Origin of the sequence: Patulibacter minatonensis DSM 18081, from assembly GCF_000519325.1 — a bacterium.
In the GTDB taxonomy this organism is placed as follows: Bacteria; Actinomycetota; Thermoleophilia; order Solirubrobacterales; family Solirubrobacteraceae; genus Patulibacter; species Patulibacter minatonensis.
Map to the genome: position 1 here is coordinate 5,303,578 of NZ_KI912613.1, position 26,374 is coordinate 5,329,951.

The window sequence follows — 26,374 nt, forward strand, 5'->3', positions numbered from 1 at the left end:
CCCGACCCCCGCTACGACCGCGGCCCCGATCCGCGGTACGACCGCGACGCGCCCGACCCCCGCTACGACCGGGGGCGTGACCCGCGGTACGACCGCGGCGCACCCGATCCCCGGTACGACCGCGGCACGCCCGACCCGCGCTACGACCGCGAGGACCCGCCGCCGCGGCCGTCGTGGCCGGGCCCCGACGACCGGACGCGCCGCGTCCCGGACCCGCGCGATCCCGGGCCCGACTCGCGTCCGCCGTCGCGGTCCTGGGCGTACGACGACGAGGAGCTGCCGCCCCCGCCGCCGGCGGTACCCCCGTCCCGGCGCCGCCCGACGCCGCCCCGGCCCGCGGAGCCCGACGCGTCCTCCGGGCGACGCCCGGAGGACGCCCCCGCCGAGGAGCCCACCCGGCTCCGGCCGCCGGAGGTCCCGGCACCCGGGTCCGGGAGTCGCTTCGGGCGCCGCCGCCGGCGCCGGGACGACCGCTGAGCGACGGCGGCGCCCGTCGCCGGCGTGGCGCCCGGCCGCGCGACCGGGCCCGCCCCCCGCGGCTACGGGTTCTTGTCGACGCCGCGCTCGGCGTCCTGCTTCGCGTCGCCGATCGACCCGTCCGCGGGCGGCAGGCTCGTCGGGCGCAGGGTGTCGGGCGCGGGGCCCGGGGCGTCCTGCCAGGCGCCGAAGCCGCCGATGATCATCCCGAAGGTCGCCAGGAAGAGCAGCACGAGCCCGGTCGCGAGCAGGGACCGCAGCCGGGTCAGGTGGCCGAGGATCGCGAGCACGACGGCGATCGCCATGAGGACGACCACGGTCTGCGCGGAGATCGAGACCGCGAGCGGGAGCGAGGACACGATCCGAGGATCCCACAGGCCCGGCCCGGTGTGCGGCGGACCGCTCCGACCGGCGGGCTCGAACCGGCGACGGGCCGGAACGGCACGGGCCCCCGGGCGACCGGGTCCTATGATGCGGAGGACCGTGTCCGCCGTTCCCTCGACCGTCGACGAGCTCGCCACCGCACTGCGCGGCGTCGGGTACCTGCCGGGAGCCCGCACCGCGCTGGTCTCCCACCTGGCGGTCCAACTCGACAAGCCGGTCCTCGTCGAGGGGCCCGCCGGCGTCGGGAAGACCGAGCTCGCGAAGGCCCTGGCCGAGGTCCTCGGCCGCGATCTCGTGCGCCTGCAGTGCTACGAGGGGCTCGACGAGGCCAAGGCCCTCTACGAGTGGAACTACCGCAAGCAGCTGCTGGCGATCCAGGCGCGCACCGCGGCCGGTGACGGTGCGGCGACGCTCGACGACGACGTCTTCGGCCACGAATTCCTGCTCGAGCGGCCGCTGATGCGCGCGATCGCCAGCCCGACGCCGGTGGTCCTGCTGATCGACGAGATCGACAAGACCGACCAGGAGTTCGAGGCGATGCTGCTCGAGCTCCTGTCGGACTTCCAGATCACGATCCCCGAGCTCGGCCGGATCGAGGCCACGTCGCAGCCGATCGTGCTGCTGACGTCGAACAACTCGCGCGAGCTGACCGAGGCGCTGAAGCGCCGCTGCCTCTACCTCTGGCTCGACTACCCCGAACTGGAGCACGAGCTCGAGATCGTCCGCGGCCGCGTGCCCGGGCTCTCGGCGTCGTTCTCGCGCCGGCTCGTCGAGGTCATCGCGGACGTCCGCGCGCTCGACCTGAAGAAGCCGCCGTCGATCGCGGAGTCCATCGACTGGGCCCGCGCGCTCCTCCTGCTGGGGGCCGACGACATCGACCAGGACGTCTTCCGCGACACGCTCTCGGTGATCGTCAAGCACCGGACCGACCTCGACCTCGTGGCCGAGCGCATCGGCCTGCGCCTGCCCGAGTCCGGCGCGACCGCCGGCTGACCGCCGGACCCGCGCCGGCAGCGCCGATCCTCCCACCGCCGACCCTCCGGGCTCCCCGATCTCCCCACCGTCCTCCCGACCCCAGAAGGCCCTGAGCCCGCGGCAGCTGCGGCGCGCGGCGATCCACGCCGACGTCGAGGGGCCGGTCCCCGGCGGTCTGGCCGGCCAGCTCGTCGTGTTCACGGAGGAGCTCCGCGGGGAGGGCATGGCCGTCGGCACCAGCGAGCTGCTCGACGCGACCGTCGCGCTCGGGGCGATCGGGTGGTCGGCCCGCGAGGACTTCAAGGAGACGCTCGCCGCGACGCTGGCGAAGTCGCCGGAGGACCGCCACGTCTTCGACCTCGTCTTCGACCGGTTCTTCTTCCGCGCGGCCGAGCTCGAGGCCGTCCGGCACGCCGCCGCCGGGCACGACCCCGAGTCCGACCGCGAGGCGGACGAGGTCTCGGGCGACGGCGAGGGCGTCGACGGGGAGGGCGAGGGCGAAGGGGACTCCGGGCCGCCCGACCTGGACGCCGTCCGCGAGGCGATCGCGCGCGCGATCGCCGACGGCGCCAGCGGCCAGATGGGCGACCTCGCGTCGCTGGCGATCGGCAGCGTCGGCGGCCGCGTCAACGACACCGGCGTGGTCGGCGTCGACGTCCAGCGGATCCGGCGCGCGCTGGACCTGAAGCCCGAGGCCGACCCCGAGGCCCCCGAGGGCGACCCGCGGCGTGACGGCCTGCCGCGCGAGGGCATCCGCGAGTTCGAGCAGGCGCTCCGGCGCGAGCTCGAGCGCCGCAGGATCGAGCGGCTCGGCGAGCTGCCTCCCGCACGGGCCCTGAACCAGATGGACCGCGCCCTGCCCACGGGCGCCGGGCAGAGCCTCGCCGACATCCACCGGGTCGTCCGCCAGCTCAAGCGCCGCCTGAACACCCAGGGGCACGAGCTCCGCGGCCAGCGCCGACGGACCCAGGTCGACCTGCGCGCCACGATGCGCGCGTCGCTGCAGACCGGCGGCGTCCCCGTCGTCGTCAAGGAGCGCGCGATCCGCCCGCGCCGGCCCGAGATCTTCGTGCTCTGCGACGTCTCCACGTCGGTGACGAGCGCCTCGCTGTTCTTCCTCTCCGTGCTCCACGCGCTGCACGACGCGTTCCGGAAGATGCGCTCGTTCGTGTTCGTGGAGCGGATCTCCGAGGTCACCGAGCTGTTCGAGCGCGAGCGCGACTTCGCGAAGGTGTCGCTCGCCATCGGCCGCGACGCCGGGGTCGCCGACGTCACGGGCTACACCGACTACGGGCGGGTCTGGCGCGAGTTCCTCGAGCAGACCGAGGACGACCTGAACCCCCGCTCGACGGTCATCGTGCTGGGCGACGCCCGCACCAACGGCCGCGATCCGGCGGAGGCCGCGTTCGCGCAGATCGCCGAGCGCGCCGGGCGCGCGTTCTGGCTGAACCCGGAGCCCGCGCTCTACTGGGACTACGGCGACTCGGTGATCAGCCGCTACCGCCCGTACTGCCAGGTCCACGAGTGCTGGACCGCGGACCAGCTCGAGGAGTTCGTCACCGCGCTCACCTCGAGCGTCGTCACCGCGCCCGCCCCCGGCCGGCCGCCCCGGTAGGTCCGCCGCCGCTCCCGGCGGCGCAGGCCCGGTCCGACGGTCGGGCCCGGGTCAGGGGACCTTGATCCCCGGGAGCCCGACGACCGGCGGGACGGCGACGGTCAGCCCCGACGGGCCGCCGAGCGTCACGGTGCCCGAGCCCTGTCCGGGGATCGGCACGGCGAGCGTCACGCCGTCGGAGCCCACGGTCACCGTGGGGAGCGCCGGGAGCACGGGTGACGAGGTCGTCGGCGTGGGGGCCGGGCCGGGATCCGCGGCCGCCGTCGGGGTGGGCTCCTCGGCGGGCGACGCGACGGTCGGCTCCGTCGGCTCCGTCGTGCCGGGGGCGGGCGACTCGGTCGTGGTGGTCGGCGCGCTCGGCGTCGCCTCGTCCGTGTCGGTCGTCGTCGGGGGCGTGGGGTCCGTCGTCGCGGTGGGTGCCGGATCGTCCGCGGGTGCCGCGGCGACCGAGGTCGGACCGGCCGGATCCGTGACGGCGCGGAGCCCGGTGCCGCCGGCCCGCAGCGCCCGCCCGGCGTCGCGGCCCGTCGACCGGAGCGCGCGGCGCGTCGTCCGCACCGTGGCCCGGCGCTCGGCCGGCGTCGCCGCCGGCGGCGCGGACGCGACCGGCGGGGCGGTGGTCGTCGGCGCGGCCGACGCCTTCCGGTCGCCGCCGCCGGGCAGCACCGCGGCCGCGGTCGCGACCGCCGCGACGGACGCCACCGCGCCGGTGATGATGCCCGCCTGCGTGCCGATCCCCGCGAGGAGGCCGCCGAACCCGGACCCTCCCCCGGTCGCGACGGTCGCCGTGCCGCCGACGGACGCCGCCGCGCCGGCGCCGACGACCGACGCCCCGCCGACCGCGGCCGTCCCTCCCAGCACCGCCGGGACCTGGGTGGCGCTCAGGCCGACCGCGGCCCACGGGAGCACGATCGGCGGGACCGCCGCGCCGATCCCGCGGAGCGCCAGGACGCGGGCCCGGCAGCCCGAGCACTCCCGGAGGTGGTCGCGGGCCAGCACGTGGCGCGGACCGCCCTGCTCGAGGACGCCGAGCGCGTAGGCCGTGATCAGCGACCGCTGGGACGCGCACCACTCGTCGCCGCTGACCTCCTCGACGACCGACCGGACGACCTTCGACGCCCGGTCCATGACCTTCTGCATCCGCGAGGCGCGGATGCCGAGCTCGTCAGCGGCCTCGTCCCGCGAGTAGCCGTGCAGGTAGCAGAGGACCGCGGCGCGGCGCTCGCGCTCGCCGAGGCGCGCGCGCATGCCCTCGGCCAGCTCGCGGAGCCGGCGCTCGTCGTCGAGGCGGTCCTCGATGTCGCGGTGCGGCGCGGCGAGCGTCGCGGGATCGACGTCCTCGCGGCGGTCGCCCCGGCGGCCGCGGTGCTCGTCGACGACCCGGAAGAACGTCGCCTGCGTCAGGAAGCCCGCGGGGTTCTCGACCTCGTCGCCCGACGCGAGCTTCGCGTACAGGGCCTGCCACGCCAGGTTGTAGGCCGGATCGATGTCCGCGGGGTCGACCCGGGCCCCCAGCCGGCTGAGCTTGCGCTCCACGGCGGAGCACGTCGCCGCGCGGAGGCGCTCGTAGTCGCGCTCGAGGACCTTGCGGGCCCGGCGCTCCACCCCGTGGGCCCGCTCCCGCGGACGCGGGAGCTCCGGGGCGCTCATGGACGGAGGCCGGGCGGGCCGGCTGATCGACGGACGGACATCGGGATCGGGCGTCCCCGTGGACAGGGCCCGCGGAACGGTCCCGTTCATGATGCCCGATCCGCGGGCCGCCGTCGCTTCTTCCGTCGCGGCGGCACGGCCCCGTCCCTCGCCCGCGGCGGCGGAACGACGCCCGGTAGAGTCCGTAGCATGAACGAACCCGCCAAGCCGCCGGCTGCTCCCGGGACCCGTCGGAAGACGATCACCTGGGAGGACCCGCTGCTGACCGCCCGCGCCGGCGCCGACCTGCCCGGGCTCGAGTTCCTCGGTCGCGTGGCCGCCGGCGAGATCCCGCCGCCACCCATCGCCCGCCTGATGGGCTTCGATCTCGGCGAACTCGCCGAGGGCGTCGCCGAGTTCGTGGGGACGCCCGACGAGTCCGTCTACAACCCGATCGGGATGGTCCACGGCGGCTACGTCTGCACCATGCTCGACTCCGCCCTGGGTTGCGCGGTCCACACGACCCTGCCCGCGGGCGTCGCGTACACCTCGATCGAGATCAAGGTGAACTACCTGCGCCCGGCCCACGCAGACGTCGGCGAGCTCCGCGTGCGCGGCCGGGTCACGAAGGCGGGCCGGCGCGTCGCCTTCGCCGAGGGCGACGTCCGCGACGCCGCGGGACGCGTCTTGGCCACCGCCCAGAGCTCGCTGCTGATCATCGCCCCCGCGTAGCCGCGCCGGCGGCGCCCCCGGGACGGCCGGTACCCTGGGCCGCCGGTGAGCTCCGACGACCTCCCGGCCTCCGGGGCCGCCCCGCTGGTCGCCCGTAGCGTGTCGCGCAGTCTCGGCGCGCTGCCCGTCCTGGACGGGATCGACCTCGAGATCGGCCCGGGCGAGGTCGTCGCGCTCGTCGGGCCGTCCGGCTGCGGGAAGTCGACGCTGCTCGAGCTCGTCTGCGGGCTCCAGCCCGCGGACGCCGGGACGGTGACGGCCCGGCCCGCGGCGCTGATGCCCCAGCGGGACCTGCTGCTCCCCTGGCTCGACGCACGGGACAACGTCGCGCTGCCGCTCCGGATCGCGGGCACCGGCCGCAAGGAGGCCCGCGGGCGCGCCCAGGAGCTCCTGGACCACGTCGACCTGGGGCGCTTCGCCCGCAGCCGCCCGGACCAGCTCTCCGGGGGCATGCGCCAGCGGGTCGCCTTCCTGCGCGCCCTGGCGACCGACCGCGAGCTGCTGTGCCTCGACGAGCCCTTCGGCGCCCTCGACGCCATCACCCGCGAGGAGCTCCGCGCGTGGCTCGCGCGACTCCTGGACGAGCGACCGCGCGGCGTGCTGCTCGTGACGCACGACGTCGAGGAGGCCGTCCTGCTCGGCGACCGGGTCGTCGTCCTGTCGCCCCGCCCTGCGCGCGTGACCGGGACGTTCGCGGTCGAGGGCGCGCGCTCCGGGCGCGACGTCGCCGACCCGTCGGTGCTGGCGGCCCGGACCGCGGTGCGCGACGCGCTCCACGACGCGATCGCCGCCGGGCGCGGGGGCATCCCGTGAGCCCCGCGCCCCGCGCGTCGCGGCCGTCCGGCGACCGGCGCCCCCTGCCCCGCGGCGTCCGCGTCCTGCTGGGCGTGCTCGGCCCGCTGCTGCTCCTCGGCGGCTGGCAGGCGTACGTCCGCCTCGCCGACGTCGACGAGATCCTGCTGCCGGCGCCCACCACCGTGCTCACGGCGCTGCACGACGACCGCCACCTCCTGTGGCACGCGTTCCAGCGCACCGCGCAGGAGATCCTCCTCGGCCTGGCCATCGCGCTGGTGGTCGGAGCGCTCCTGGCGATGACGATGCACCTCTCGCGCGTCGTCCGGGCGCTGCTCGGCCCGCTGGTGATCGGCACCCAGGCGATCCCGCTCCCGGTCCTCGCCCCCGTCCTCGTGTTCTGGCTCGGCTTCGGGCTGGCGCCGAAGCTCGCGATCGTGGCGATCATCTGCTTCTTCCCGGTCACGATCGCGACGCTCGACGCCCTGGAGCGGGTCGACCCGGAGCTGCCGCGCCTGCTGCGCACGATGGGGGCCTCGCGGCTCCAGCTCCTGCGCTGGGTGGAGCTCCCGGCGGCCCTGCCGGCGGCGCTCTCGGGAGCGAAGGTGTCGGTCGCCATCGCCGGGATCGCGGCGATCTTCGCGGAGTACGCGGGCTACGAGCAGGGAGAGGGCGGGCTCGGCGGGGTGATCCAGACGGCCCAGCTGAACACCGCGCGGGCGTTCGCGGCGGTGGCGATCCTCGCCGTCTTCGCCGTCGTCACGACCGGGGCGCTGGCGGTCCTGCAGCGCCTCGCGGCGCCCTGGGCGCACAGCGGGCGGCGCGGCTGAGCGGACGGGCGTCGGGTGCGACGCCGCGATGCCGACCGGGCCGCGGGGACTACCGGCCGGTCGCGGCGACGCCGGCCCGACGGGCCGGGCGCTCCGCGGCAGCGACCTCGACGACGCGGCGCTGACCTGAACGATCGGCGTAGGCGACGGCCCCGAGGAGCGCGACGTTGACGGCGACCCAGGCCACGAGCAGGAGCAGGACGATCAGCATGGGATCCAGTGTGGTTGCGCCTCGAACCAAAGCCGGTACGAAACCGTATCGAGCTGGTGTCTCCGTCATCCGTCCACCGGACTTGCGTCGCCGCCCGGGCCCGGCCCGCGGCGTGCGGCGGGGCGGGCGGTCGAGCCGATACCCTCGACGCGTCTGAAGAACCGGGGAGTCCCAGGCGGGGGCTGAGAGGGCGCCGGGTCCGCGCCGACCCGACGACCTGATCCGGCTCATACCGGCGGAGGGAGCACGATGGAACGATCCGACGGACCGCTGAGCACGCGAGGGACCGGCCGATGACGCGCCGACCGCTCGTCCTGCTCGCCGCGGTCGCCACGACGCTCGGCCTCGCGGCCTGCGGCGAGCGCAGCGAGGACGTCGCGGGGACCTCGAAGCCCCCGGCGGCGAAGCTCTCGCTGCTGCTCGACTACCTGCCGAACGCCGACCACGCCGGGATCTTCCAGGCGCAGAGCAGCGGCGCGTTCACGAAGGCCGGTCTCGACGTCGACGTCAAGACCCCGGACGACCCGGCCACCGTCCTGAAGCTCGTCGAGACCGGCAAGGTCGACGTCGGCATCTCCTACGAGCCCGAGGTCCTGCTCGCCCGCGCCCAGGGCCAGAACGTCGTGGCGATCGCCGGCGTCGTCCAGCGTCCCCTGACGTCGCTGATCAGCCTGCCGAAGGCCGGCATCGCGAAGCCCGCCGACCTCGAGGGCAAGACGGTCGGCACGGCCGGGATCCCGTACCAGAACGCCTACCTCGACACGATCGCGAAGTCCGCCGGGATCTCCCCGTCGTCGATCAAGCGCGTGGACGTCGGGTTCAACCTCGACCAGGCCCTCGTCTCGGGCAAGGTCGACGCCACGCTCGGCGGCTTCTGGAACGTCGAGGGCGTCGAGCTGCAGCAGAAGAAGCGGGATCCGCGGATCACGCCGGTCGACAAGCTCGGGGTGCCGTCGTACGCGGAGCTCGTCCTCGTCGCCCGCGGGGACACCCTGACGAAGAAGGAGTCCTCGATCCGGCGCCTCGTCCGCGCGATCGGCCAGGGCTACCAGGTGGTCCGGAAGAACCCGTCGGAGGGCGTGAATCCGCTCCTGAAGGCCAACGAGGACCTCGACCCGAAGCTCCAGGAGGCGGCGGTCGCGAAGACCGTCGACGCGTTCTTCCCCACCGGCAAGAACGCGAAGCAGCCCTGGGGCTGGCTCGACACCGACCAGTGGGCCGACTACGCCCAGTGGATGCTGCAGAACGGCCTCCTGAAGAAGCAGCTCCCGCTCGACAACGTCGTCACGACGGACTTCCTCGCCGGTGAGGGCGCGGGCGTCGGCCGCAAGACGCCGGACGGCTCGGCCCGCCCGGACCAGAGCCTGCCGGGCTACCGCGGCGAGTAGCCGCGGGCGGGCCGGACGCGCCGGGGCGTCCGGCCCCACGCCCGTCGGGCGGTCGCGGTCCCGCGTCGACGACGCCGCGGCGCGCTCAGGCCGCGACGGGCGCCGCGTCCCGCGGGGGCGCCGCGACTCCCGCCGCGACGACGTCCGGGGCCCGGGGCGACGGAGCCCGCACGACCACCGGCGCCCCGGCCGCCGCGGGATGCCGCGGAGCGCGGGCGGCCCCGGCGGCGGGGACCGTGACGGCGCCCCGGCCCGCGAGGACCTCCGGGCGCGTGGCCATCACGTGGACCGCCGCCAGCGCCCCGTACGGCGCGTAGCGGTCCAGCCAGGCGTCGACCTCCTGCTCCGGCACCCGGGCCCGGGGGTCGCCGGTGAGGATCCGCCCGAGCGCCTTGCGGAGGTTGAGGTCACCGGACGGCGGGCGGTCGTGCCGGCCCAGCGCCTGGGAGGCCACGAGCGCGAGGGTCCACGTGCCGATCTCCGGGAGCCGCCCGAGCCGCAGGAGGACGCGGTCGGGGTCGCAGCCGGGGCCGGCGTCGATGCGGCCCGAGGCGATCTCCCGCGCCGCGCGATGGAGCGCGACGGCCCGCTTCGGGGCCAGCCCGCAGCCCTCGAGGTGCGCGGGGACGAGGCCGTCGGCCACGGCCTCCGCGTCGGGGGCGTCCCGGAGCCGGGGGTGGGTCGCGACGTCGGGCGCCCGGACCGTGCCGTGGCGGGCGATCAGGCGCCGCTCGATCCGCACGGCGTCCTCGTAGGCGATCAGCTGCTCGCACACGGCGCAGAGCAGCGCCTCGAAGACCGACAGCCGCCGGCCCGGACGCAGCCACGGCCGCGTGCGGATCGACGGCCCGATGAGCGGATCGTCCTTGTGGGCCGCCACGAACGGCGCGAGGTCGAGGTCCACGCCGAGCCCGAAGCGCCAGCGGGCGAGTGCGGACGCGGCGGCCCGCCGAGGATCGCCCTCCCCTCCCCCGTCCGCCCGGGCGCCGAGCACCACCCGGCCGTCGCGCAGCTGCGCGGCCCGGAGGAGCACGTCGTGCCCGCCGGAGCGCACGTAGCGGAAGAGCACGCCGTCCCGACGGCGCAGGAGCCCGTCGGCCGAGGAGCGCGGGAGGCGGTAGGGACCGGCCGGGCCGACCTCGGCACGGACCTCGATCACGCCGGGCAGGCTACGCCGCCGGGCGGACGGCGGGGTCAGCGGTCGCCGAGCAGGTGCACGTCGACGAGGAACCGCCGGGATCCCACGACGGGGGGCAGGCGCCGGGCGTCGCGTCGACCGCGGACCGCCGAGACCTTGTGCGAGACGACGGCGGTGGCGATCACCCCCGCCACGAACCCCGTGCCGACGGCCGCGGCGGCCGTCGCGGCGACCACGGCGGGGTTGCGGCGGGCGAGCTCCCGGACCTCGCTCCGGCCCGTGGTCACCGCGGAGCCCTCGTCGGGCGCCGGGGACACGAGCTCGGCGTCCACGAGCTCGACGACGACGTCGTCCTGGCCGTTCAGCGCGGTCTCGGGGGGCAGCACGCCGCCGAGGATAGCGGCGCCCGCGGTCGTCCCCGCCGGGCGCTCGGGAGCCGACGCCGGCGGGGCCGTGCCGGTCGCCCCCGCGCGCCCGTCGTGGGCCCGGGAAGGCCCCTCGGCAGTACCGAAGGCCCCCGGCCGGTGTACAACCAAGGAGCGCCATGACCGACTCCTCCGCACCCGCAGCCCCCGTCGACGTCTTCGCCAAGGTCCGCGGCCACGAGCGCGCCGAGCAGCTGGCGGCGGCGCGTGAGGCCAACCTGCTGCCGTACTTCCACGTGCAGGACAGCCCGGCGCTGCCGGTCGTCACGATGGAGGGTGCCGAGAAGATCCAGCTGGGCTCCAACAACTACCTGGGCCTGACCTCGGACCCCCGCGTGATCGCCGCCGCCCACGGCGCGATCGACGCCTACGGCACCGGCCTCACCGGGTCGCGCCTGCTCAACGGCACGATCCCGCTCCACGTCCAGCTGGAGGAGGAGATCGCCGACTGGATGGGCACCGAGGAGGCGATCGTCTACTCCACCGGCCACCAGGCGAACGTCGGCGCGCTCGGGACGATCCTGGCGCCCGGGGACACCGTCGTCGCCGACTCCGGCGACCACGCGTCGATCCTCGACGGCTGCCTGCTGTCGAAGGCGAAGCTGCGCCCGTTCCGCCACAACAAGCTCGACAAGCTCGAGAAGCAGCTCCAGCGCGCCCAGGGCGACGGCGGCGGCGTCCTCGTCGTCGTCGACGGCGTGTTCTCCATGGAGGGCGACATCGCCCCGCTTCCCGAGATCGCCGCGCTCTGCGAGCGCTACGGCGCCCGGCTGATGGTCGACGAGGCCCACGGCGCGGGCGTCCTCGGCGCCCGGGGGGCCGGCACCAGCGAGCTGCTCGGCGTCGAGGAGCAGGTCGACCTCCGGATGGGGACGTTCTCGAAGTCGCTGGCGTCCTGCGGCGGCTTCATCGCGGGCTCGCACGAGGTCGTCGAGTACCTGCGGATCAGCTCGCGGTCCTTCCTGTTCACCGCATCGGCCGTGCCCGCGGCCGTCGGGGCGGCGCTCGCGGCGCTCCGGATCGTGCGCTCCGACGAGGGCCCGGCGCTCACCGGCGCCGTCCTCGACAACGGCCGGTACCTGCGCCAGGGGCTCGAGGACCTCGGCTACGCCGTCCTGCAGCCGCAGCGCGTGAACCCGGCGGGTGCGCCGGAGACCGACATCGTCACGCCGATCGTGACCGTGACCGTCGGCGACGACTGGAAGGCCGTCCTGCTGTGGCGCGCCCTGTTCGACGCCGGGGTCTTCGTCAACACCGCCCTGCACCCCGCGGTGCCGCCGTCCGGCGCCGCGCTGCGCACGTCGGTGATGGCGACCCACTCCCGCGAGCACCTCGACCGCGCGCTCGAGATCTTCGGCCGGGTCAAGCGCGACTTCGAGGCCGAGCACGGCGAGCTGCCGGGCCCGGACCTCCACCGCTGAGCGGCTAGACGCGGTACGTCAGGCCGCCGCTCTTCTCCTTGAACTTCAGCCGCATCACGCGGAACGTCCCCGCGAAGACGAAGATCGCGACGAAGAGCAGCGGCCACTGGGGCAGGCCGACGTTCGCGACGTTCAGGAGCAGGCCCAGGCCGACGGCGCTGACCATCGCGCACACGGCCGAGATCAGGGACGAGTGCGAGCGGTAGCCGGCCATGTGCTCGCGCACCGCGAGCTCCAGGGAGCTCAGCACCAGCAGCGCGAGACCGCCGAGCACGAGGCCGGTGCTCTTGGAGAACAGGCCGACGACGGCCACGACGAGCCCGACGAGGATCAGGACCTCGGTGATCGGCAGCGGGTGCCAGATCGCCTGCGGGGCCTCGCTGCGGTCGGCCTTCACCGACGGCGGGCCGGGCGCGGCCTTCCGAGCCTCGCGGGCCTTCTGCGCGCGCTGCGCCTGGGTGACCTTCTTCGCCTTCGCCGGCTGGGGCTTGGGCCCGGGGGCCGCGGTGCCGGACGAGGTCGCCGTCCCCTTGGCCGGCGCGCCGCCTCCGGAGGCCGCGCGGGCGCGCTTGCGGGATCGACGCTTCTTGTTCTTCGGCTGGGCCACGACGCACCGAGGCTATCGGCCGGGAGGGGTCGCGTCGACCGTCGTCGTCGGCGGGGCGGCGGATCGTGCGAGACCGCGCATCGCACGCACGAGCGCGTCGGTGCTCAGCCGGCCGATGATCCGCTTCTCGACCGTGCCGTCGCGGCGGACGAACAGCACCAGCGGGCACGCCGGGGCGCCCAGCAGCGCGGAGAAGCCGCGGTCGCGGTCGTAGGCGACGGGGAGCGTCCAGCGCCGGGAGGCGGCGGTCTCGGCCGTCGCGTCGTGCTGCCCCAGCGTGGCGACCGCCAGCGTCTGCAGCGTCGGGAAGCGGCGGCGCTCGCGGTCGAGCAGGTCGACCGCGTCGACGCACTGCTGGACGCCGCGGCTGAAGAGCACGAGGACGAGCGGGCCACGGTCCAGGAGCGCGCAGGAGGTGACGACCGACGGGTTCCTGATCGAGCACGCCGCGTACTTGCCGGCCTCCCCCTGGCCGTCCTTCTGGGCGACGTTCACGTCGTCCCGGTCGAGCTTCGGCGCGGTCGCGAGCGGGGCCGCGAAGTCGGGGAGCTGCTCGCCCGCGGCGACGTCGCCGCCGGTCGGGCCGCCGTCCCGGCCCCCGATCAGCGTGGTCACGCCGACGAGGAGCACGAGGACGATGCCCGCCACGGCGAGCCAGCGGACGCCGACGGCCTGGGCCCGGGCCGACGCGGCCTCGGCGGCCGCGCGGATGCGCGCGGCCTCGTCGTCGGAGCGCCTGGCGGCCGAGGGGCGGCCGCGGCGCCGCCGCCGGGAGGGGGCTGCGGCGGTGGTGTCGTCGGCGCCGACGGGTGCCACGGCGGGACCGTCGGTCGCGCCGGGCGCGGCGTCCGGCCGGTCGTCCGCGGGCCCTTCGGAGCCGGGGAACGCGAACGGGTCCTCGTCGGCGGTCCCGCCGGCGTCCCGGGCCCGGTGATCGCCGGGCCCGCCGCCGGACGGACGCGAGTCGTCCGGGAACGCGAACGGGTCCTCGTTCCCACCGTCCTCCGACCGCGGGTCGCCGTGCTCGTCCGGCTCGTCGGGGCGCTCGTCGGTCATCGACGGTCCATCCTCGCGCGTCGCGGACCTCCGTGGGCCACGAGCCCCGCGATCGCGGGGCGGAGCGTCGTCCCGCTCAGCGGTCGGCGGGGACCTTCGGGACGTCCGTGCGGCTGCCGTCCGCCGCGGTGAACGGCGCCTGCTGCACGCACGGGGGCGCGGCCGTCGCGGTCGCGCCGCCGAGCAGCTGGAGCAGCCCGGACGCCGCGCCGGTCGTGGACGTGGAGCGGCCGCACTGCCGGCCCTCGAGCACGGGCAGCCCGGCGCCGAGGCCGGAGAAGACGCCCGGCTGGGCGTAGGCGTTCGGGCGGTTGGTGGGGAGCCGCTGCCGCTGGACGGCGACGTTCTCCCCGTTGATGGGGGTGATCAGCCGGAGGTAGCCGTAGCGCCGTCCGTCGGCGCCGGTCGACGACGCCTGCAGCGATGCCGCGGCGTTCGTGAAGAACGAGCGCAGCTCGCCCGGGTAGCGCGCGACGAACGCGGCCGCGGGGTTCGTCTCCCGGAGCAGCGGCTCGAGCTGCTGGAGGGCGGGCCGGAGCGCGTCGGTGGTGCGCCCGAGCGCCGGGACGCCGGCCGCCGAGGCGTTCACGAGCGGCGACACGTCGCCGAACAGGCCGCGGAGGTCGGGCGAGAGCCGGCGGAGGTCGTCGAGCGTCGGCGAGAGCTCCTGCGCGACGGGGGCGAGCCGGGCGACGAGCGGGTCGGCCTTGCGCTGGAAGCGGGCCAGCCGCTCGACGGACCGGCGGGCCTGGCGCTGGAACGGCGCCAGCGCCGTGATCGCCTGGCGCACGCCCGCGGAGCGCCGGTCGGTGATGGCGAAGAGCCCGTTCGCGTCGTCGATCAGCCCGGCGAGGTCGCCGCGGCGCTCGCTGAGCGCCCCGACGGCCACGCCGCCGTCCCGGACGAGCCGTCGGACGGCCTGCTCGTGGTCGTCGAGGATCCGGAGCAGCGTCCCGCCGTCCTGCGCGAAGGGCGAGAGCGTGCCGATCGACGCCGAGAGGTCCGCGCCGCGACCCTGGAGCGCCGTCGCCGAGCTCTGCAGGCCGTCCTGGAGCGCCCGGCGCGTCCGGGGGTCGAAGGTCCTGAGCACCTCGTCGAAGTCGACGGTCTCGCTGACGCGTCCGGCGCCGAGGGTCCCGCCGTCGGGGACCTTCGCCGCGGTCGCGGTGCCGGGAGAGAGCTCGACGTAGGTCTCGCCGAGCAGCGTCTTGCTCCGCAGCGTGGCGCGGGTGTCCCGCGGTACGGGCGCGAAGCGCGGCCGGATCTCGAGGACGACGTCGGAGCGCCCGGTCCGCCGGTCGGTGTCGATCGACTTGACCTTGCCGACCGGCACGCCGGAGATCCGGACGTCGGACTCGGTGACGAGCTGCGCGCCCTCCGTGAAGGTCACGTGCATCCGGTAGCCCTGCGCCCGCAGGGGGACGGAGCCGCCGAACGACGTCCAGAGGAACAGCAGCAGGCCGAAGCAGGAGCCCGCGAAGGCCACCATCACGAGGATCCGGGCGATCCCGGGCGAGCGCGTGCTCATCGGCCGCCCTTCCCGCCCGCGCGGGGCGTCGTCGTCAGATCGGACCCGCCGCCGGGCCCGATCGGGCAGGAGCCGCCCTGCGCGAGGGTCCCGAAGGCGCCGTCGAGCAGCGACGCGAGGGGGTTGACCTGCCCCACGCCCGCGAGGTCCTTCAGCGTGTCGCAGGTGAACATCAGCTGGCCGCGGCGGATCGGACCGTTCGCGTCCTGGGTGTTGAAGATCCACGGGGCGAGGTGCGACAGCCACTGCGCCCAGAAGAGGTAGCCCTGCTCGTCGCCGGGCGGGTCGTAGGCGAGCATGTTCCCGGCCGTGTTCAGCCGCCGGAGCGTCGCCGTCGCGTCCGGGGCGACGGCGTTCGTCGCGGCGACGGCGCTCCGCAGCCGCCGGACGGTCGGGAGCGTCTCCTCCGTGAGCGGCAGCAGCTGGTCCGTGAGGACAGGCGTCGTCCGCTCGAGGAACGGGTGCGTCGAGCGCAGCGCGGGGGCCAGTGCGTCGGCGACCGGCAGCAGGGCGCTGGTGGCGGGCCGCAGCTCGGCCGCCAGGCCGGCGGTGTCGGTCAGCGCCGCCTGCGTGGTGCGCAGGGTCGCCGGGAGGGCGCGCAGCGACGCGCGGAGCTCGGCGCTGCGGTCGGCGACCGTCCCGACGACGGTGTTCGTCGTCTCGACGGCGCGGACGACGTCGGTGCGGCGGCGCGCGAGCTCGCCGCTGACCAGCCGGAGGCTGCGGACGGCGCGCCTGGTGTTGGCGGCGCGGTCCTCGAGGGCCTCGCCGACCCGGCGCAGGTCGCGCGTGACCGGCCCGGTCTCCCGGATCGCCCGGGAGAGGTCGCGGGCGCGCTCCGCCGACCCGACGCCGGTGCCCGTCGAGGAGAGCAGCAGCTGGAGCGCGGACCGGGTGTCGACGTCGAGCGAGGCGAGGATCTCGTCGGGGTTGACGTTCGGGGTCGTCCGGGACTCGGCGATCGTCGCGCCGGCCCGCACCTTCCGCGCGGACGGGGTCCCCGGGTCGAGCTCGAGCACCATGTCGTTGAGGCCGGTCTTCGGGCGCAGCAGCGCGCTGGCGTCGGTGCGCATCATCGCGGCGTACTTCGGGCGCAGCCGGAACCCGACGCGCGCCCTGCCGTCCTGCACCCGGACGTCGGTGATGTCGCCGACGTCGATCCCGGCGATCGTGACCGTCTGGCCCTGGCCCGGGGTCAGCGACTGACCGGTCGAGAAGACGGCGTGGAACCCGACGCGGTCCTGGCCGCCCGGGAGCCACGACGGGAAGGCGACGCGCTGCTTGCCGAGGATGAAGATCGCGACGCCGGCGGCGAGCAGGACGTTGAAGGCGATCACGGCCACCCAGCGGCCGTGGCTCCGCATCGCGCGCATCATCGGTCGTCCTCCTTGCCGGTGGAGCGCAGCGCGCCGAGCGCCCGGCCGAGGCCGCGGGTCAGGCGCTCGTCGTCGGCGGCGCTGGACGCCCCGACGGCGGCCCGGCCGCGGGGGGCCGTCCCGTTGGCGCGCCCGACGACCGCGGCGGCGTCGCCGGGTGCGGAACGGGCCGCGTTGGCGTCGGGCACGGGCTGCGTGCGGCACGCCACGTCGTCGCGGTAGGGCGGACGGGCGCTCGGGCGGACCGGGCGGACGCCAATCGGGGCGTCGGCGGCGGCCGCGAGGAGGTTCCCCTGCTCGCCGACGGGGCCGAAGTCGAGGAGGTTCGGCCCGAGACCGGTCTGGACGCGGGCGTACGGGCCGTTGCCGTCGCTGTTCTGCCCCTCGCCGGCGAGGCCGACGAGGCCGTGGAAGAAGCTCTTGTAGAGCTCGCGGCCGGTGGTGAACCTCCCGTCCTCGATCTTCTGGTTGCCGGCCGGGATCACGACGCGGCTCAGGCACAGCGCGGCGTCGTCCAGCTGCGGGAACAGGGCCCGCCCCTCGGTCGTCAGGCGCGTGAGGACGGGGACCGTGGGGCGCAGCTCGCGGACGAACCCGCGCAGCGCGCCCTTGGCGGTCAGGCGTCGGGCGGCGGCCACCCACGGCAGGGCGTCGTCGACCGTGGGCCCGGTCTCGCGGACGCCGGGGACGAGGGCACGGGAGAGGCTGCGGACCCCCGGGAACGCCGCGTCCAGCGCGGTGAACGTGCCGTCGGCGCGCTCCAGCGTCGGTGCGAGCTCGGCCAGAGTGCGCTGCAGCGCCCCGCGGTCGGCGGTCAGCGCCGCGGTCGTCGTGTCGAGGGCGCGGACGGCGCCCCGCAGCTGCGTGAGCCGCGGGACCAGGCCGGAGGTGACGGCCCCGGTCGAGCGGACCAGCGCGGAGAGATCGTCCTGCCGCACCCCGCGCAGGGCGTCCAGGTTCGTCCGCGTGGTGCGCAGCGCGACCGGCGCGTCGTCGAAGGTGCGGTTCAGGGCGTCGGCGGCCGACGGCGGGTCCTCGAGCGCGTCGCCGAAGCCGACGATCGTCCGCCGGAGGTCCCCCCGGACGGTGCTCGGGAGCGCGGTCAGGAGCTGGTCGGCCTGGACCGCGGACGACGTCCGGGTGATAGGGAGCGTGCCGTTCTCGCCGAGCGCCGGGGCCTGTGGCGAGCCGGGCTGCAGGTCGACGAAGAAGTTGCCCTCGAGGAAGATCCGGGGCCGGATCTTCAGCGTCGCGTCGGCCCTGATCGACGGGACGTCCTTCGTCAGGTCCATTCGCACGACCGACGTGGTGCCGTCGCCCCGGGCGTCGACGGCGGTGACCTTGCCGACCGCGATCCCGGCGATGCGGACCGGGGAGCCCTTCGCGATGGCCTGGGTGTCGGCGACGACGGCGTTCACGCGCGTGCCGTGGGTGCCCGGGACGTGGCCCTTGGTGACGCCGACGGCGATCACGAGGGCCAGCACGAGCAGGGCGAGGGCGCCCGCCAGGAGCGGGTTCATGCCGGGCGCCTGGGCGCTGCGGGTCCGTCGGCGGAGGCGCACGCTACTTCTCCAGCCCGGGGCTGCGGTCGACGGTCGTGCCCTGGTTCCCGGGCACGTTCCCGATCCGACCGCCGGGCGCGAACGGCTCGTTGCCGCTCTCGCACTCGACGGGCGCGCCGGGCTGCCCGACGTTCGGGTAGGGGTCGTAGTTCAGGTCGGCGGCGGGCTTCGCGGTCGGCGTCGTCTGCTGCGGCGCGAGCATGAAGAGGATCCGCTCCCACGTGCCGTACCTGTTGCCCTCCGACAGGTGGTTCGCGAGGTTCTTCCCGAACAGCGTGATCGCGTTGCACGTCACCTGCGCGGGCGTCAGCTGGTCGAGGACCGGCGACAGGACCTTCGCCGCGCGCGTCTGCGCATCGAGGCTCCTCGGCGTCAGCGGGTCCTTCGCGAGCCGGTCTGCGGAGCGCAGGGCGCCGTCGAGCCGGGTGGTCAGCTGCGGCAGGCGCGGGAGCGTCCGCGTGCCGGTGCCGAGCGCCCCCGCGATGTCCGGCGCCGCAACCCGCAGGGACCGCAGCCCGGGGCGCAGGTCGTTCAGGAGCCTGCGCGTCCGGCGCATGAAGGGCCGCAGCTGCGGCGACCGCAGGATCACCGAGCCCTCGAGCGGGGCCGCGGTGCTGACGGCGTCCTGGAGCTCGGGGCGGGCGACCGGGGCCAGCGGCGTGAGCGTCCCGTCGAGGTGCCGGAGCAGGCTCGCCTGGGTGCCCGCGACGGGTGCGACCTCGCCCGCGGTGCGTCCGAGGAGGCCGATCGTCCCGGAGAGGGCGGTCGCCGGGTCCGCGAGGTTGCGCATCACGGGCGCGAGGTCGTCGAGGAACGGCCCGAACGCGTCGACGGCCGAGCCGAGCGCCTCGCCGCGGCCGGCCAGCGCGTCGCCGAGCTCGTGGTTGCCGCGCTGGTACGCGCGACGGGTCCGGTCGTCGAACGCGGCGGTGATCTGGTCGACGTCGACGGGCTCGACGGTCGCCTGCGCGAGCGTGAGCCCGCCGCCGTCGGGCACGGTCGTGCGCGAGCGCCCGCGGGTCAGCTCGAGGTACTTCAGCCCGAGCGCCGAGCGCGACCGGACGAGCACGGTGGTGTCGGTCGGGAGCGGCCCCACGCCCTCGTCGAGCTTCAGCTCGAGCGTCGCGTGGATCCGGCCGGTCCGCGGATCGCGGGTCGGGGTGACGTCGGCCACCTGGCCGACCCGCGCGCCGCCGAGCCGCACGTCGCCGCCGGGGAGCAGGTTCTGGCCGCTCGGCACCTCGGCGCGGATGTCGTACGTCTTCACGAACGGCAGCCCGCGGTTCGCGTTGTACGCCAGGACGACCGCGACGATCGCCAGGAGCACCGCGGCGGCGCCGATGAGGACCGGGTTGGCGACGATCGAGCTCTTCCGGCGCATCAGTCGCCCGTCCCGAGGAGGGTGCGCAGGAGCCGCGAGGCGGCGTCGACGGGCGAGGTCGCGCCGGGGATCGGGTCGTCCTGCACCTCGATCGGCGCGTCCGATCCGCGCGTGGTCGAGCCCGACGTCCGCGGCCGGACGGGGGCCGTCGAGCCGCGCCGGTCGGCGAGCCGCTCGAGCCGCAGGACCACCTGGCGGAACCGCGCGTCGCCGCGGGCGTCCCGTAGCACCGCTGCGGGCGACTCGCCCGACAGCACGCGGCGGGCGAGCGTCGCCTCGGGGGTCTCCCCCGCGCGGCGGGCCCTCCCGGCGGCGGACCGCGTCCCCGCGACGTCGCCGTACCGCGCGGAGCAGCCGGCGACGGGCGTCGTCGCGTAGACGCTGCACGGGCTGACGGTCGCGTTGATCCGCAGGTAGTGGCCGACGTCGTCGAACGCGTTGATCGCGAGGACCTGGAAGTAGCCGTAGTCGAGGATCCGCTTGAACCCCCCGGTGTCCTCCAGCGACGTCGTCAGCGCGCGGGCGTTCCGCAGCACCGGCGCGGCGGTGCGGGCCACGGTGCCGAGCCGGCGGATCGTCGGGTCGGCGTCCTCCAGCGTCGTGCGGGCGCGGTCGGCGGTCCGGCCGAGGTCCTCCACCGGCTCGATCGCCGCCTTCCCGAACGGGTCCAGGGCGCGCAGCACCTCGAGCCCGGCGGGCGCCGTGCGGCGGAGGTCGCGGGCGACGGGAGCGCCCTGACGCGACAGGCGCGAGAGCTCGCGGGCGGTCGGGCGCAGCTGCGCGAGCGTCGCGGGCAGGCGCCGCAGGTCGGTGTCCAGGTCGGTCCGACGGTCGGCGACGGCGTCCTGGAGGTCGGCGGCGCGGGAGACGACGTTCCCGAGCGCCGCCCGTTCCGCGGCGACGGGGCGGAGCGCGCGGTCCCCGTCGGCGGCGAGCCGGCGCAGCCCGTCGCTCTGCGAGCGCAGGAGCGCGAGGACGCGGTCGGTCTCCCGCAGGCCCGGGAGGGCGGCGCGGATCGCCCGGCGGAGCGCGGGCCCCCGGGCCGCGAGACCGACGCCGAGCTCGTTGAGGAGGATCGCGGTGCGCTGACGCTCGGGCAGGCGGTTCATGCCGACGACGAGGTCGAGGTCGATCGGCTTCGTCGTGCGCGAGACCGGGAGCAGCTGCTGGTGCTGCCCGTCGACCGTGACGGTCCGCAGGGGCGCCGGGAGCGTGCTGCCGGTGCCGCGCGGCTGCGTCGGCGTGCACTCGACGTAGCGCTCGCCGATGATCGACTGGGGGCGGATCGTGCACTCGGCGTCGGAGCGGAAGTCCTGGAACGCGCGGTCGTCGATCCGGAGCACGAGGACGGCCTTGCGGTCCGGGGTGACGTCGGTGTCGTCGACCTTGCCCACGCGGGCGCCGGCGACGCGGACCTCCTCGCCCGGGATGACGGCGAACGCGTTGTCGAAGATCGCCCGGACCCGGTAGGCGCCGTCGTCCCGCCCGTCGTCCGACGAGGACGTGAGCACGACGACGGCGACCGCGAGGACGAGGAGTCCGAGCACGACGGTGAGCGCGCGACGCCTCATGGGCCGGGGAGCACCGCCTTCTCGTCGCAGTCGAGCGGCTCGTCGCTCTTCGTCGGGTCGTTGGAGCCGTCGGGACGGATCTGGGTGGCGGTGCCGGGGCAGCGGCGCGCTCCGACGTCCTGCGCCCCGGTGCCGGCGGCCGGCCCGAGCAGGCCGACGAGGCTCCGCACCGCCGGGCCGAGCACGCTGTCGCCGACCACCGCGTTCTCGTTGATGATCGGCTGGATCCGCGCGTAGTGCCCGTTGGCGTCGTACCCGGCCGACGCCTGGGAGAAGTCGCGCAGCCAGCCGACGAAGTCGGGCGTGTACGGCCGGACGAACCGGGCCACCGGGCGGGCGGCCGTGGCCGTCGAGGCCGCGTCGCGGAGCGCCGGGACCGCGGCGTCGGCCAGCCCGGGGGTCCGTCGGAGCAGGTCGATCAGGTCGTTCTCGCGGCCGGGGCTGCGGACGAGCCTCCGCGTGTCGGAGATCGTGGGGACCGCGGCGCGCGCGAGCGGCCGGAACCGTCGCAGGAGCGGGGCGAGGCGCCGGGTCGCGGGGAGCGCGGCGTCGACGAGGGGGTCAGCGGTCGCCAGCGTGGTGTTCAGCCCGCCGAGCGTCCGCTGCCCGGCGCGCAGGGTCCCGGGCAGGCGGTCCAGCGCGGCGTCGACGGCGGACTCCTGCGCGACCACGTCGGCGGCGGTGGTGCGGGCGTGGCCGACGAGGCCCGTCAGCGTCCCCTTCTCGAGCGCGAGGGCGCCGACGACGCGGGACGAGCTCTCCAGGAACGTCCGGAGCGCCGGGGCGTCCGCCGCGACTTCGGCGAACAGCGCACGGCCCGAGCGCAGCGCCGGGTTCAGCTGCTCGAGGGTCGCATTCGCGAGCCGCTCGCGCCCGGCGGTCGTCCGCGACGCCCCGCGGATCAGCTTCCGCAGCCCGCGGCGGGTCGGCGCGTCGAGGGCCGAGAACAGCTGGTCGACGTCGACGATCTGCGTGACGCGGTCGGGCGCGATCGTGGCGCCGTCCGCGAGCTCCGGCGCGTTGTTGGGGCCCGGGCTGAGGGAGACGTAACGGTTGGCGATGCCCGACAGCGACGGTGCGCGGACCGTGGCCGTGGTCCCCTCGTGCAGGGGCGCGACGTCGTCGTCGACGTGCAGGTCGACGAGCGCCGTGCGGTCCCGCGCGAGCCGCAGGTCGCCGATCGTCCCGACGCGCCGGCCACCGACCCGGACCTCGTCCCCGTTCACGAGCTGCCCGGCGTTCGGCAGGGCCAGCAGGTAGCGGTGTGGTCGGTCGCGCGAGGCGAGCACGAGGACCGCGAGGACCGCGACCACGAGGACGGTGAGCGCCGCAGCGGCCCGTGGGCGCCAGGAGGACGCTGGCCCGTCGGGACCGGTCGATGAGGGGGGCGGGGTCGTCGGCACCGGTCGGGCGGCCGGGCGTCCGCCGCCCAGCTTCCCTACCGATGGTACGGATCCGCGGAGCCCCACTTCCGGGGGGCGTCACGGACGGCGTACGCCCGTCCGCCGCCGGCCCCGCGCGGACCGCGCGCCCGGGAGGCCCGGACGCGCCGCGCGGGCAGGCGGTCAGTTCATGCCGAGCGGGCCCCTTGAGGCGCCCGCGAGGAACTGGTTGACGAACGCGTTGTCGGAGTCGAACAGCTCGTCCGCCGGACCGGACTCGACGATCCGGCCCTTCCACACGACGTTGATGAACTGCGAGACGCGGCGCGCGGTCATGATGTCGTGCGTGATCAGGGTGAAGGCCGGCATGTGCGGCCAGTTCTTCTCCCGCGCGTCCTCCATCGTCTCCTGATGGATCTCCTGGATCAGCTCGCCCAACAGCGCGGTACGGACCGGGTCCAGACCGGAGTCCGGCTCGTCGAAGAGGACGATCGACGGGTCCAGCACCAGCGCGCGGGCGAACCCGGCGCGCTTGCGCATCCCGCCGGAGAGCTCGTTGGGGAACTTGTCCCACGCCGCGCCCAGACCGACCTCGTCCATGCGGCGGTCGACGATCTCGAGGATGTCCTTGTCCGGCTTGTCGGTGTGCTGCCGGAGCGGGAACGCGACGTTGTCGCGGATGTTCATCGACCCGAACAGCGCCCCGTCCTGGAACAGCACCCCGAACTTCTGGCGCATCCCGAGCAGGTGGTCCAGCCCCATCGACGGCACCGACTCGCCGTGGACCAGCACGTCGCCGTCGTCGGGGTAGAGCAGCCCGACCATGTGCTTGATGCAGACCGACTTGCCGGTGCCGGACGGCCCGAGGATCATCGAGATCATGCCCTCCGGCAGGCCCATGTTCAGGCCGCGGAGGATCTTGTTGCGACCGAACGCCTTGTGCGTCTCGACGAACTCGACGGCGTCGGGGTTGCCCGTCGGACGACGGATCCCGGTGTGCCACTGGTACTCGTCGTCCGGATCCTCCGCCTGCGGCTCCCGCACGACGCTGACGCCGCCTCCGGTTCCGGCCGACGACTCCCTGCGGGACTCCTCGGCGTTCCCGGACAGGCGCGTGAGCGGCGCCCGCTGGTCGACGTCCTCGGTCCGGTCGTCCGGCAGGTCGAGCTCGGTGTCGTCCGTCGTGGACGCCCGACCCTCGTCGGGGTCGACGAACAGGCCGGTGTCGTCGGGGACGGCGACGTCGTCCTTCCGGCCGGAGCCCGCCGTCGGGTGGACGGCGGTGTCCTCGGTCTCGGGGCGGTCGTCGTCATCGCGCCCGCGGCGCTTGGGAATGAACGGCATAGGTCCTTAGCCTCCGATCGGAGCGCGCGGGTTGGCGCCCCAGAACAACTGTGTGCCGAGCATCCCGATCAGGTGGACCATGATCAGGTTGACGACCATCGACTTCGCCGTCGCCGTGCCGACGCCGACCGGTCCGCCGTTGGCGTTGTAGCCGTAGTAGCAGCCGACGAGCACGATCACGGTGGCCATCGACATGGCCTTGATCAGGCTGTACAGCAGGTCGGGCGGGTTCTGGAACATCCAGAAGATCAGCAGGTAGCCACCGGACGAGACGTCCCCGACCTGCTCCACGACCGTCAGGTACGACGCGAAGAAGCCGGCGCCGATCGCGGCGACGTACATGAACGGCAGCACGAGCCACGACGCGAGGAGGCGGGTGGCGCAGAGGAACAGCACCGAGTCGAAGCCCATGACCTCGAGGGCGTCGATCTCCTCCGAGATCCGCATCGAGCCGAGCTCGGCCACGATGCCGGTGCCGACCTTGGCGGCCATCATGTACCCGAAGGCGTACGGCACGAGCTCGCGGAGATCGCACCACGCGGCGAACACGCCGGCGTACGCCGGGGAGCCGATGGAGCGGGTGAAGTACGCGCCCTCGAGGCCGCACTGCAGGCCGATGATGAAGACGAGCCCCCAGATGACGACCGTCGAGCTGGTGATCAGCACGCCGGCCTGGCGCAGGGCCTCGCCGAGGAACCGGAGCACCCGCAGCGAGTACACCTGCCCCATGATCTTGGCGGAGAACTTGGCGCCCTCGCCGACGTTGGCGAGGAGGTCCTTCGGCTGCTCGAGCCACGCGCTCATCGCACGACCTCCGTCCGGGTGACGCAGCGGGAGGTCACTTGATCACCAGCATCTCGGGGTTGGTGGCCAGGAGCGTCTGGGTGAAGACGTAGTTGAACGCGAAGATGCCGAGGAAGGCGATCACCACCGCCTGGTTCACCGCTCTGCCGACGCCCTCTGCACCGCCCTTCGCGGTCATGCCCTTGTACGAACAGACCACGGCGATGATGGCGCCGAACAACGTGCATTTGACGAAGGACCCCCACAGGTCGGTCGTCGACGCGTTGCCGAAGAACGTCGCCCAGAACGGCCCGAGCGGTGCCCCGTTGACCAGGGTCGCGACGATGCCGCCGAAGATGCCGAAGATCAGCGCGTAGACGTCGAAGAGGCCCGTGACGATCATCAGCGCGAGGAAGCGCGGGACGACGAGGCTCTTGACCGGGTCGACGCCGAGGACCTGCAGGGCGTCGAGCTCCTCGCGGATCTTCCGCGCGCCGAGGTCGGCGGTGATCGCGGTCCCCGCCACGCCGGCGAGCACGACCGCGGTCACGAACGGCGCGAACTCGCGGATGGACGCGAGCACGAAGAAGCCGCCCAGGCGGTCCAACGCGCCGAACAGCACGAGGAAGTTCGCCGCCTGGAGGCCCGGGGCGCCGAAGCCGAAGGCCACGGTCGACACCAGCAGCGGGAACCAGCAGAGCCGGAGCGCGAAGAGGAACTGGTGGACGAACTCGTCGCCGTAGGAGTACGGCGGCCTGACGGCGGAGACGATCGTCTTCCCCGCCAGGATCATCATGTCGCCGACCTCTTCCAGAGCTCCCTTGGCGGGATCGAAGACGCGGTTGACGACGGTGGATGCCATGAAGGTGTTCCTGCTTCCGCGCGGGGCACGAAGGGACGGCTGCAGCCTACGCCATGCCATCGCTGTGTGCCACCGACCACACGAAACTCCAGTGCTGGAGCGGGTTTGCAGATGACGCCCGCGGCAGGTTTGGTTCGTGTTCAGTTTCGGACCGTCGGTCACAACCCGTCTCGGGACCACGTCCGGACCCGCGTTTTCGCCCTCCGCGCTGTGTTAGCCTGCCCGCGCGATGACGGCCCCTCCCACTCCATCCCGCACGAGGCCGTCCCGCCGGCCGCTCCACGGGGTCCCGGCGCTCGCGCTGGTGGCCTGCGCCGTCGGGCTCACCGCCTGCGGCGGGGGCGACGGCGAGCTCAAGGACGCGTCGGGTGGCCAGCCGTTCGCGGTCTCCGCGCAGGCGACCTTCGCCAAGGACCAGAAGCTCGCGAACGTCGAGACGCTGACCGTCACGGTCAAGAACGCCGATCAGCGCGCCCTGCCCGACGTCGCCGTCACGCTCGGGGGCCTGAACCGGTCGATCGCCGTGGCCGACAACGGTGCCGGCCGCGTCGCCGATCCGCGTCGTCCGATCTGGGTCGTCGACGAGCCGCCGAAGGGCGGCACCACCGCCTACGTGGGCACCTGGGCGCTGGGTCGCCTGGCCCCGGGCGCGTCGAAGACGTTCACGTGGAAGCTCACCCCCGCCGTCGCGGGCAGCCACGCGGTGCGTTGGCGCGTCTCGGCCGGCCTCGACGAGAACGGCCCGGTGCGGGCGGCGTCCGGCGGCAGCACGAGCGGCACGCTCGACACCGTCGTCTCCGACGACTGACCGCCGACGGGCCGGGCGGCGCGCGCTCCCGGCGACCGCCCGGAACGACGACGGGCGCCGCCGGGAGAACCGGCGACGCCCGAGGCGACCGAGGATC

Annotated in this window: 24 protein-coding genes, 1 pseudogene and 1 riboswitch; of the genes and pseudogenes, 9 read left to right on the plus strand and 16 right to left on the minus strand. The window is 75.2% G+C overall.

What is annotated here, in order from left to right; translation table 11 throughout:
• A pseudogene (locus tag PATMI_RS38060) lies at positions 1–477 on the plus strand (hypothetical protein); the annotation flags it as partial.
• Positions 478–539: 62 nt separating this feature from the next.
• On the opposite strand, the gene PATMI_RS0124980 reads toward PATMI_RS38060, so the two are convergent.
• The gene (locus PATMI_RS0124980) at positions 540–836 is read right to left on the minus strand and encodes a hypothetical protein (RefSeq protein ID WP_026912881.1); all 297 of its coding nucleotides are present in this window, start codon (positions 834–836) and stop codon (positions 540–542) included.
• A gap of 112 nt (positions 837–948) precedes the next feature.
• Here PATMI_RS0124980 and PATMI_RS33210 point away from each other — a divergent pair, with 112 nt between their 5' ends.
• On the plus strand, positions 949–1,854 hold the full coding sequence (locus PATMI_RS33210) for an AAA family ATPase (protein ID WP_036729997.1): 906 nt from the start codon (positions 949–951) through the stop codon (positions 1,852–1,854).
• Positions 1,855–2,029: 175 nt separating this feature from the next.
• Entirely contained in the window at positions 2,030–3,451 is a 1,422-nt protein-coding gene (locus PATMI_RS0124990) for a VWA domain-containing protein (RefSeq protein WP_245604288.1), read from the plus strand.
• A 51-nt stretch (positions 3,452–3,502) separates the two neighbouring features.
• On the opposite strand, the gene PATMI_RS0124995 is transcribed toward PATMI_RS0124990, so the two are convergent.
• Entirely contained in the window at positions 3,503–5,101 is a 1,599-nt protein-coding gene (locus PATMI_RS0124995; protein ID WP_026912883.1) for a sigma-70 family RNA polymerase sigma factor, read from the minus strand.
• 189 nt (positions 5,102–5,290) lie between these two features.
• Between PATMI_RS0124995 and PATMI_RS0125000 the strand changes: the two genes are divergently transcribed.
• The 3 genes from PATMI_RS0125000 to PATMI_RS0125010 are packed head-to-tail and all read left to right on the plus strand — an operon-like array spanning position 5,291 to position 7,434.
• Positions 5,291–5,812, plus strand: coding sequence for a PaaI family thioesterase (locus tag PATMI_RS0125000; RefSeq protein WP_026912884.1), 522 nt, complete (start codon positions 5,291–5,293; stop codon positions 5,810–5,812).
• A 45-nt stretch (positions 5,813–5,857) separates the two neighbouring features.
• Positions 5,858–6,625: an ABC transporter ATP-binding protein gene (locus PATMI_RS33215; protein ID WP_245604289.1), complete on the plus strand. Its 768-nt coding sequence runs from the start codon at positions 5,858–5,860 to the stop codon at positions 6,623–6,625.
• Entirely contained in the window at positions 6,622–7,434 is an 813-nt protein-coding gene (locus tag PATMI_RS0125010) for an ABC transporter permease (protein WP_084270236.1), read from the plus strand. The genes PATMI_RS33215 and PATMI_RS0125010 overlap by 4 nt, the downstream gene beginning before the upstream one ends.
• A 49-nt stretch (positions 7,435–7,483) precedes the next feature.
• Here PATMI_RS0125010 and PATMI_RS37055 read toward each other — a convergent pair whose 3' ends face one another.
• Entirely contained in the window at positions 7,484–7,645 is a 162-nt protein-coding gene (locus PATMI_RS37055; RefSeq protein WP_157260971.1) for a hypothetical protein, read from the minus strand.
• Between the two features lie 152 nt (positions 7,646–7,797).
• Positions 7,798–7,906: riboswitch (TPP riboswitch) on the plus strand.
• 32 nt (positions 7,907–7,938) lie between these two features.
• Here PATMI_RS37055 and PATMI_RS33220 point away from each other — a divergent pair.
• Positions 7,939–9,033 carry an ABC transporter substrate-binding protein gene (locus PATMI_RS33220; protein WP_051472264.1) on the plus strand — a complete coding sequence of 365 codons (1,095 nt, stop codon included), beginning with the start codon at positions 7,939–7,941 and terminating at the stop codon, positions 9,031–9,033.
• An 85-nt stretch (positions 9,034–9,118) separates the two neighbouring features.
• Here PATMI_RS33220 and PATMI_RS0125025 read toward each other — a convergent pair whose 3' ends face one another.
• Entirely contained in the window at positions 9,119–10,192 is a 1,074-nt protein-coding gene (locus PATMI_RS0125025; protein ID WP_026912886.1) for a DNA-3-methyladenine glycosylase family protein, read from the minus strand.
• Positions 10,193–10,227: 35 nt separating this feature from the next.
• Complete coding sequence (locus PATMI_RS0125030) at positions 10,228–10,557, minus strand: hypothetical protein (RefSeq protein WP_026912887.1); 330 nt, start codon at positions 10,555–10,557, stop codon at positions 10,228–10,230.
• A gap of 158 nt (positions 10,558–10,715) precedes the next feature.
• Between PATMI_RS0125030 and PATMI_RS0125035 the strand changes: the two genes are divergently transcribed.
• A complete protein-coding gene (locus PATMI_RS0125035; RefSeq protein WP_026912888.1) occupies positions 10,716–12,017 on the plus strand; it encodes an aminotransferase class I/II-fold pyridoxal phosphate-dependent enzyme in 1,302 nt (433 codons plus the stop codon).
• A 4-nt stretch (positions 12,018–12,021) separates the two neighbouring features.
• Here the strand turns inward: PATMI_RS0125035 and PATMI_RS0125040 are convergent, their stop codons facing one another.
• From PATMI_RS0125040 to PATMI_RS0125090, 11 genes are all read right to left on the minus strand, one after another.
• Entirely contained in the window at positions 12,022–12,624 is a 603-nt protein-coding gene (locus PATMI_RS0125040; protein ID WP_026912889.1) for a hypothetical protein, read from the minus strand.
• 12 nt (positions 12,625–12,636) lie between these two features.
• Positions 12,637–13,680 carry a thioredoxin domain-containing protein gene (locus PATMI_RS0125045; RefSeq protein WP_026912890.1) on the minus strand — a complete coding sequence of 348 codons (1,044 nt, stop codon included), beginning with the start codon at positions 13,678–13,680 and terminating at the stop codon, positions 12,637–12,639.
• 76 nt (positions 13,681–13,756) lie between these two features.
• Positions 13,757–15,208, minus strand: a complete 1,452-nt coding sequence (locus PATMI_RS0125050; RefSeq protein WP_026912891.1) for an MlaD family protein — start codon at positions 15,206–15,208, stop codon at positions 13,757–13,759.
• Positions 15,205–16,572, minus strand: coding sequence for an MlaD family protein (locus PATMI_RS0125055; protein WP_026912892.1), 1,368 nt, complete (start codon positions 16,570–16,572; stop codon positions 15,205–15,207). The genes PATMI_RS0125050 and PATMI_RS0125055 overlap by 4 nt, the downstream gene beginning before the upstream one ends.
• An 8-nt stretch (positions 16,573–16,580) precedes the next feature.
• A complete protein-coding gene (locus PATMI_RS0125060) occupies positions 16,581–18,104 on the minus strand; it encodes an MlaD family protein (protein ID WP_157260972.1) in 1,524 nt (507 codons plus the stop codon).
• A gap of 43 nt (positions 18,105–18,147) precedes the next feature.
• A complete protein-coding gene (locus PATMI_RS0125065) occupies positions 18,148–19,527 on the minus strand; it encodes an MlaD family protein (protein WP_026912894.1) in 1,380 nt (459 codons plus the stop codon).
• Positions 19,527–21,098 carry an MlaD family protein gene (locus tag PATMI_RS0125070; RefSeq protein WP_026912895.1) on the minus strand — a complete coding sequence of 524 codons (1,572 nt, stop codon included), beginning with the start codon at positions 21,096–21,098 and terminating at the stop codon, positions 19,527–19,529. Before PATMI_RS0125070 ends, PATMI_RS0125065 begins: the two co-directional genes overlap by 1 nt.
• A complete protein-coding gene (locus PATMI_RS0125075) occupies positions 21,095–22,411 on the minus strand; it encodes an MlaD family protein (protein ID WP_026912896.1) in 1,317 nt (438 codons plus the stop codon). Before PATMI_RS0125075 ends, PATMI_RS0125070 begins: the two co-directional genes overlap by 4 nt.
• Positions 22,412–22,663: 252 nt before the next feature.
• On the minus strand, positions 22,664–23,824 hold the full coding sequence (locus tag PATMI_RS0125080) for an ABC transporter ATP-binding protein (RefSeq protein ID WP_026912897.1): 1,161 nt from the start codon (positions 23,822–23,824) through the stop codon (positions 22,664–22,666).
• 6 nt (positions 23,825–23,830) lie between these two features.
• Positions 23,831–24,628, minus strand: coding sequence for an ABC transporter permease (locus tag PATMI_RS0125085; protein WP_026912898.1), 798 nt, complete (start codon positions 24,626–24,628; stop codon positions 23,831–23,833).
• Positions 24,629–24,662: 34 nt separating this feature from the next.
• Entirely contained in the window at positions 24,663–25,403 is a 741-nt protein-coding gene (locus PATMI_RS0125090) for an MlaE family ABC transporter permease (RefSeq protein ID WP_026912899.1), read from the minus strand.
• Positions 25,404–25,698: 295 nt separating this feature from the next.
• Here PATMI_RS0125090 and PATMI_RS0125095 point away from each other — a divergent pair, with 295 nt between their 5' ends.
• Entirely contained in the window at positions 25,699–26,277 is a 579-nt protein-coding gene (locus PATMI_RS0125095) for a hypothetical protein (RefSeq protein ID WP_026912900.1), read from the plus strand.
• Positions 26,278–26,374 lie beyond the last annotated feature (97 nt).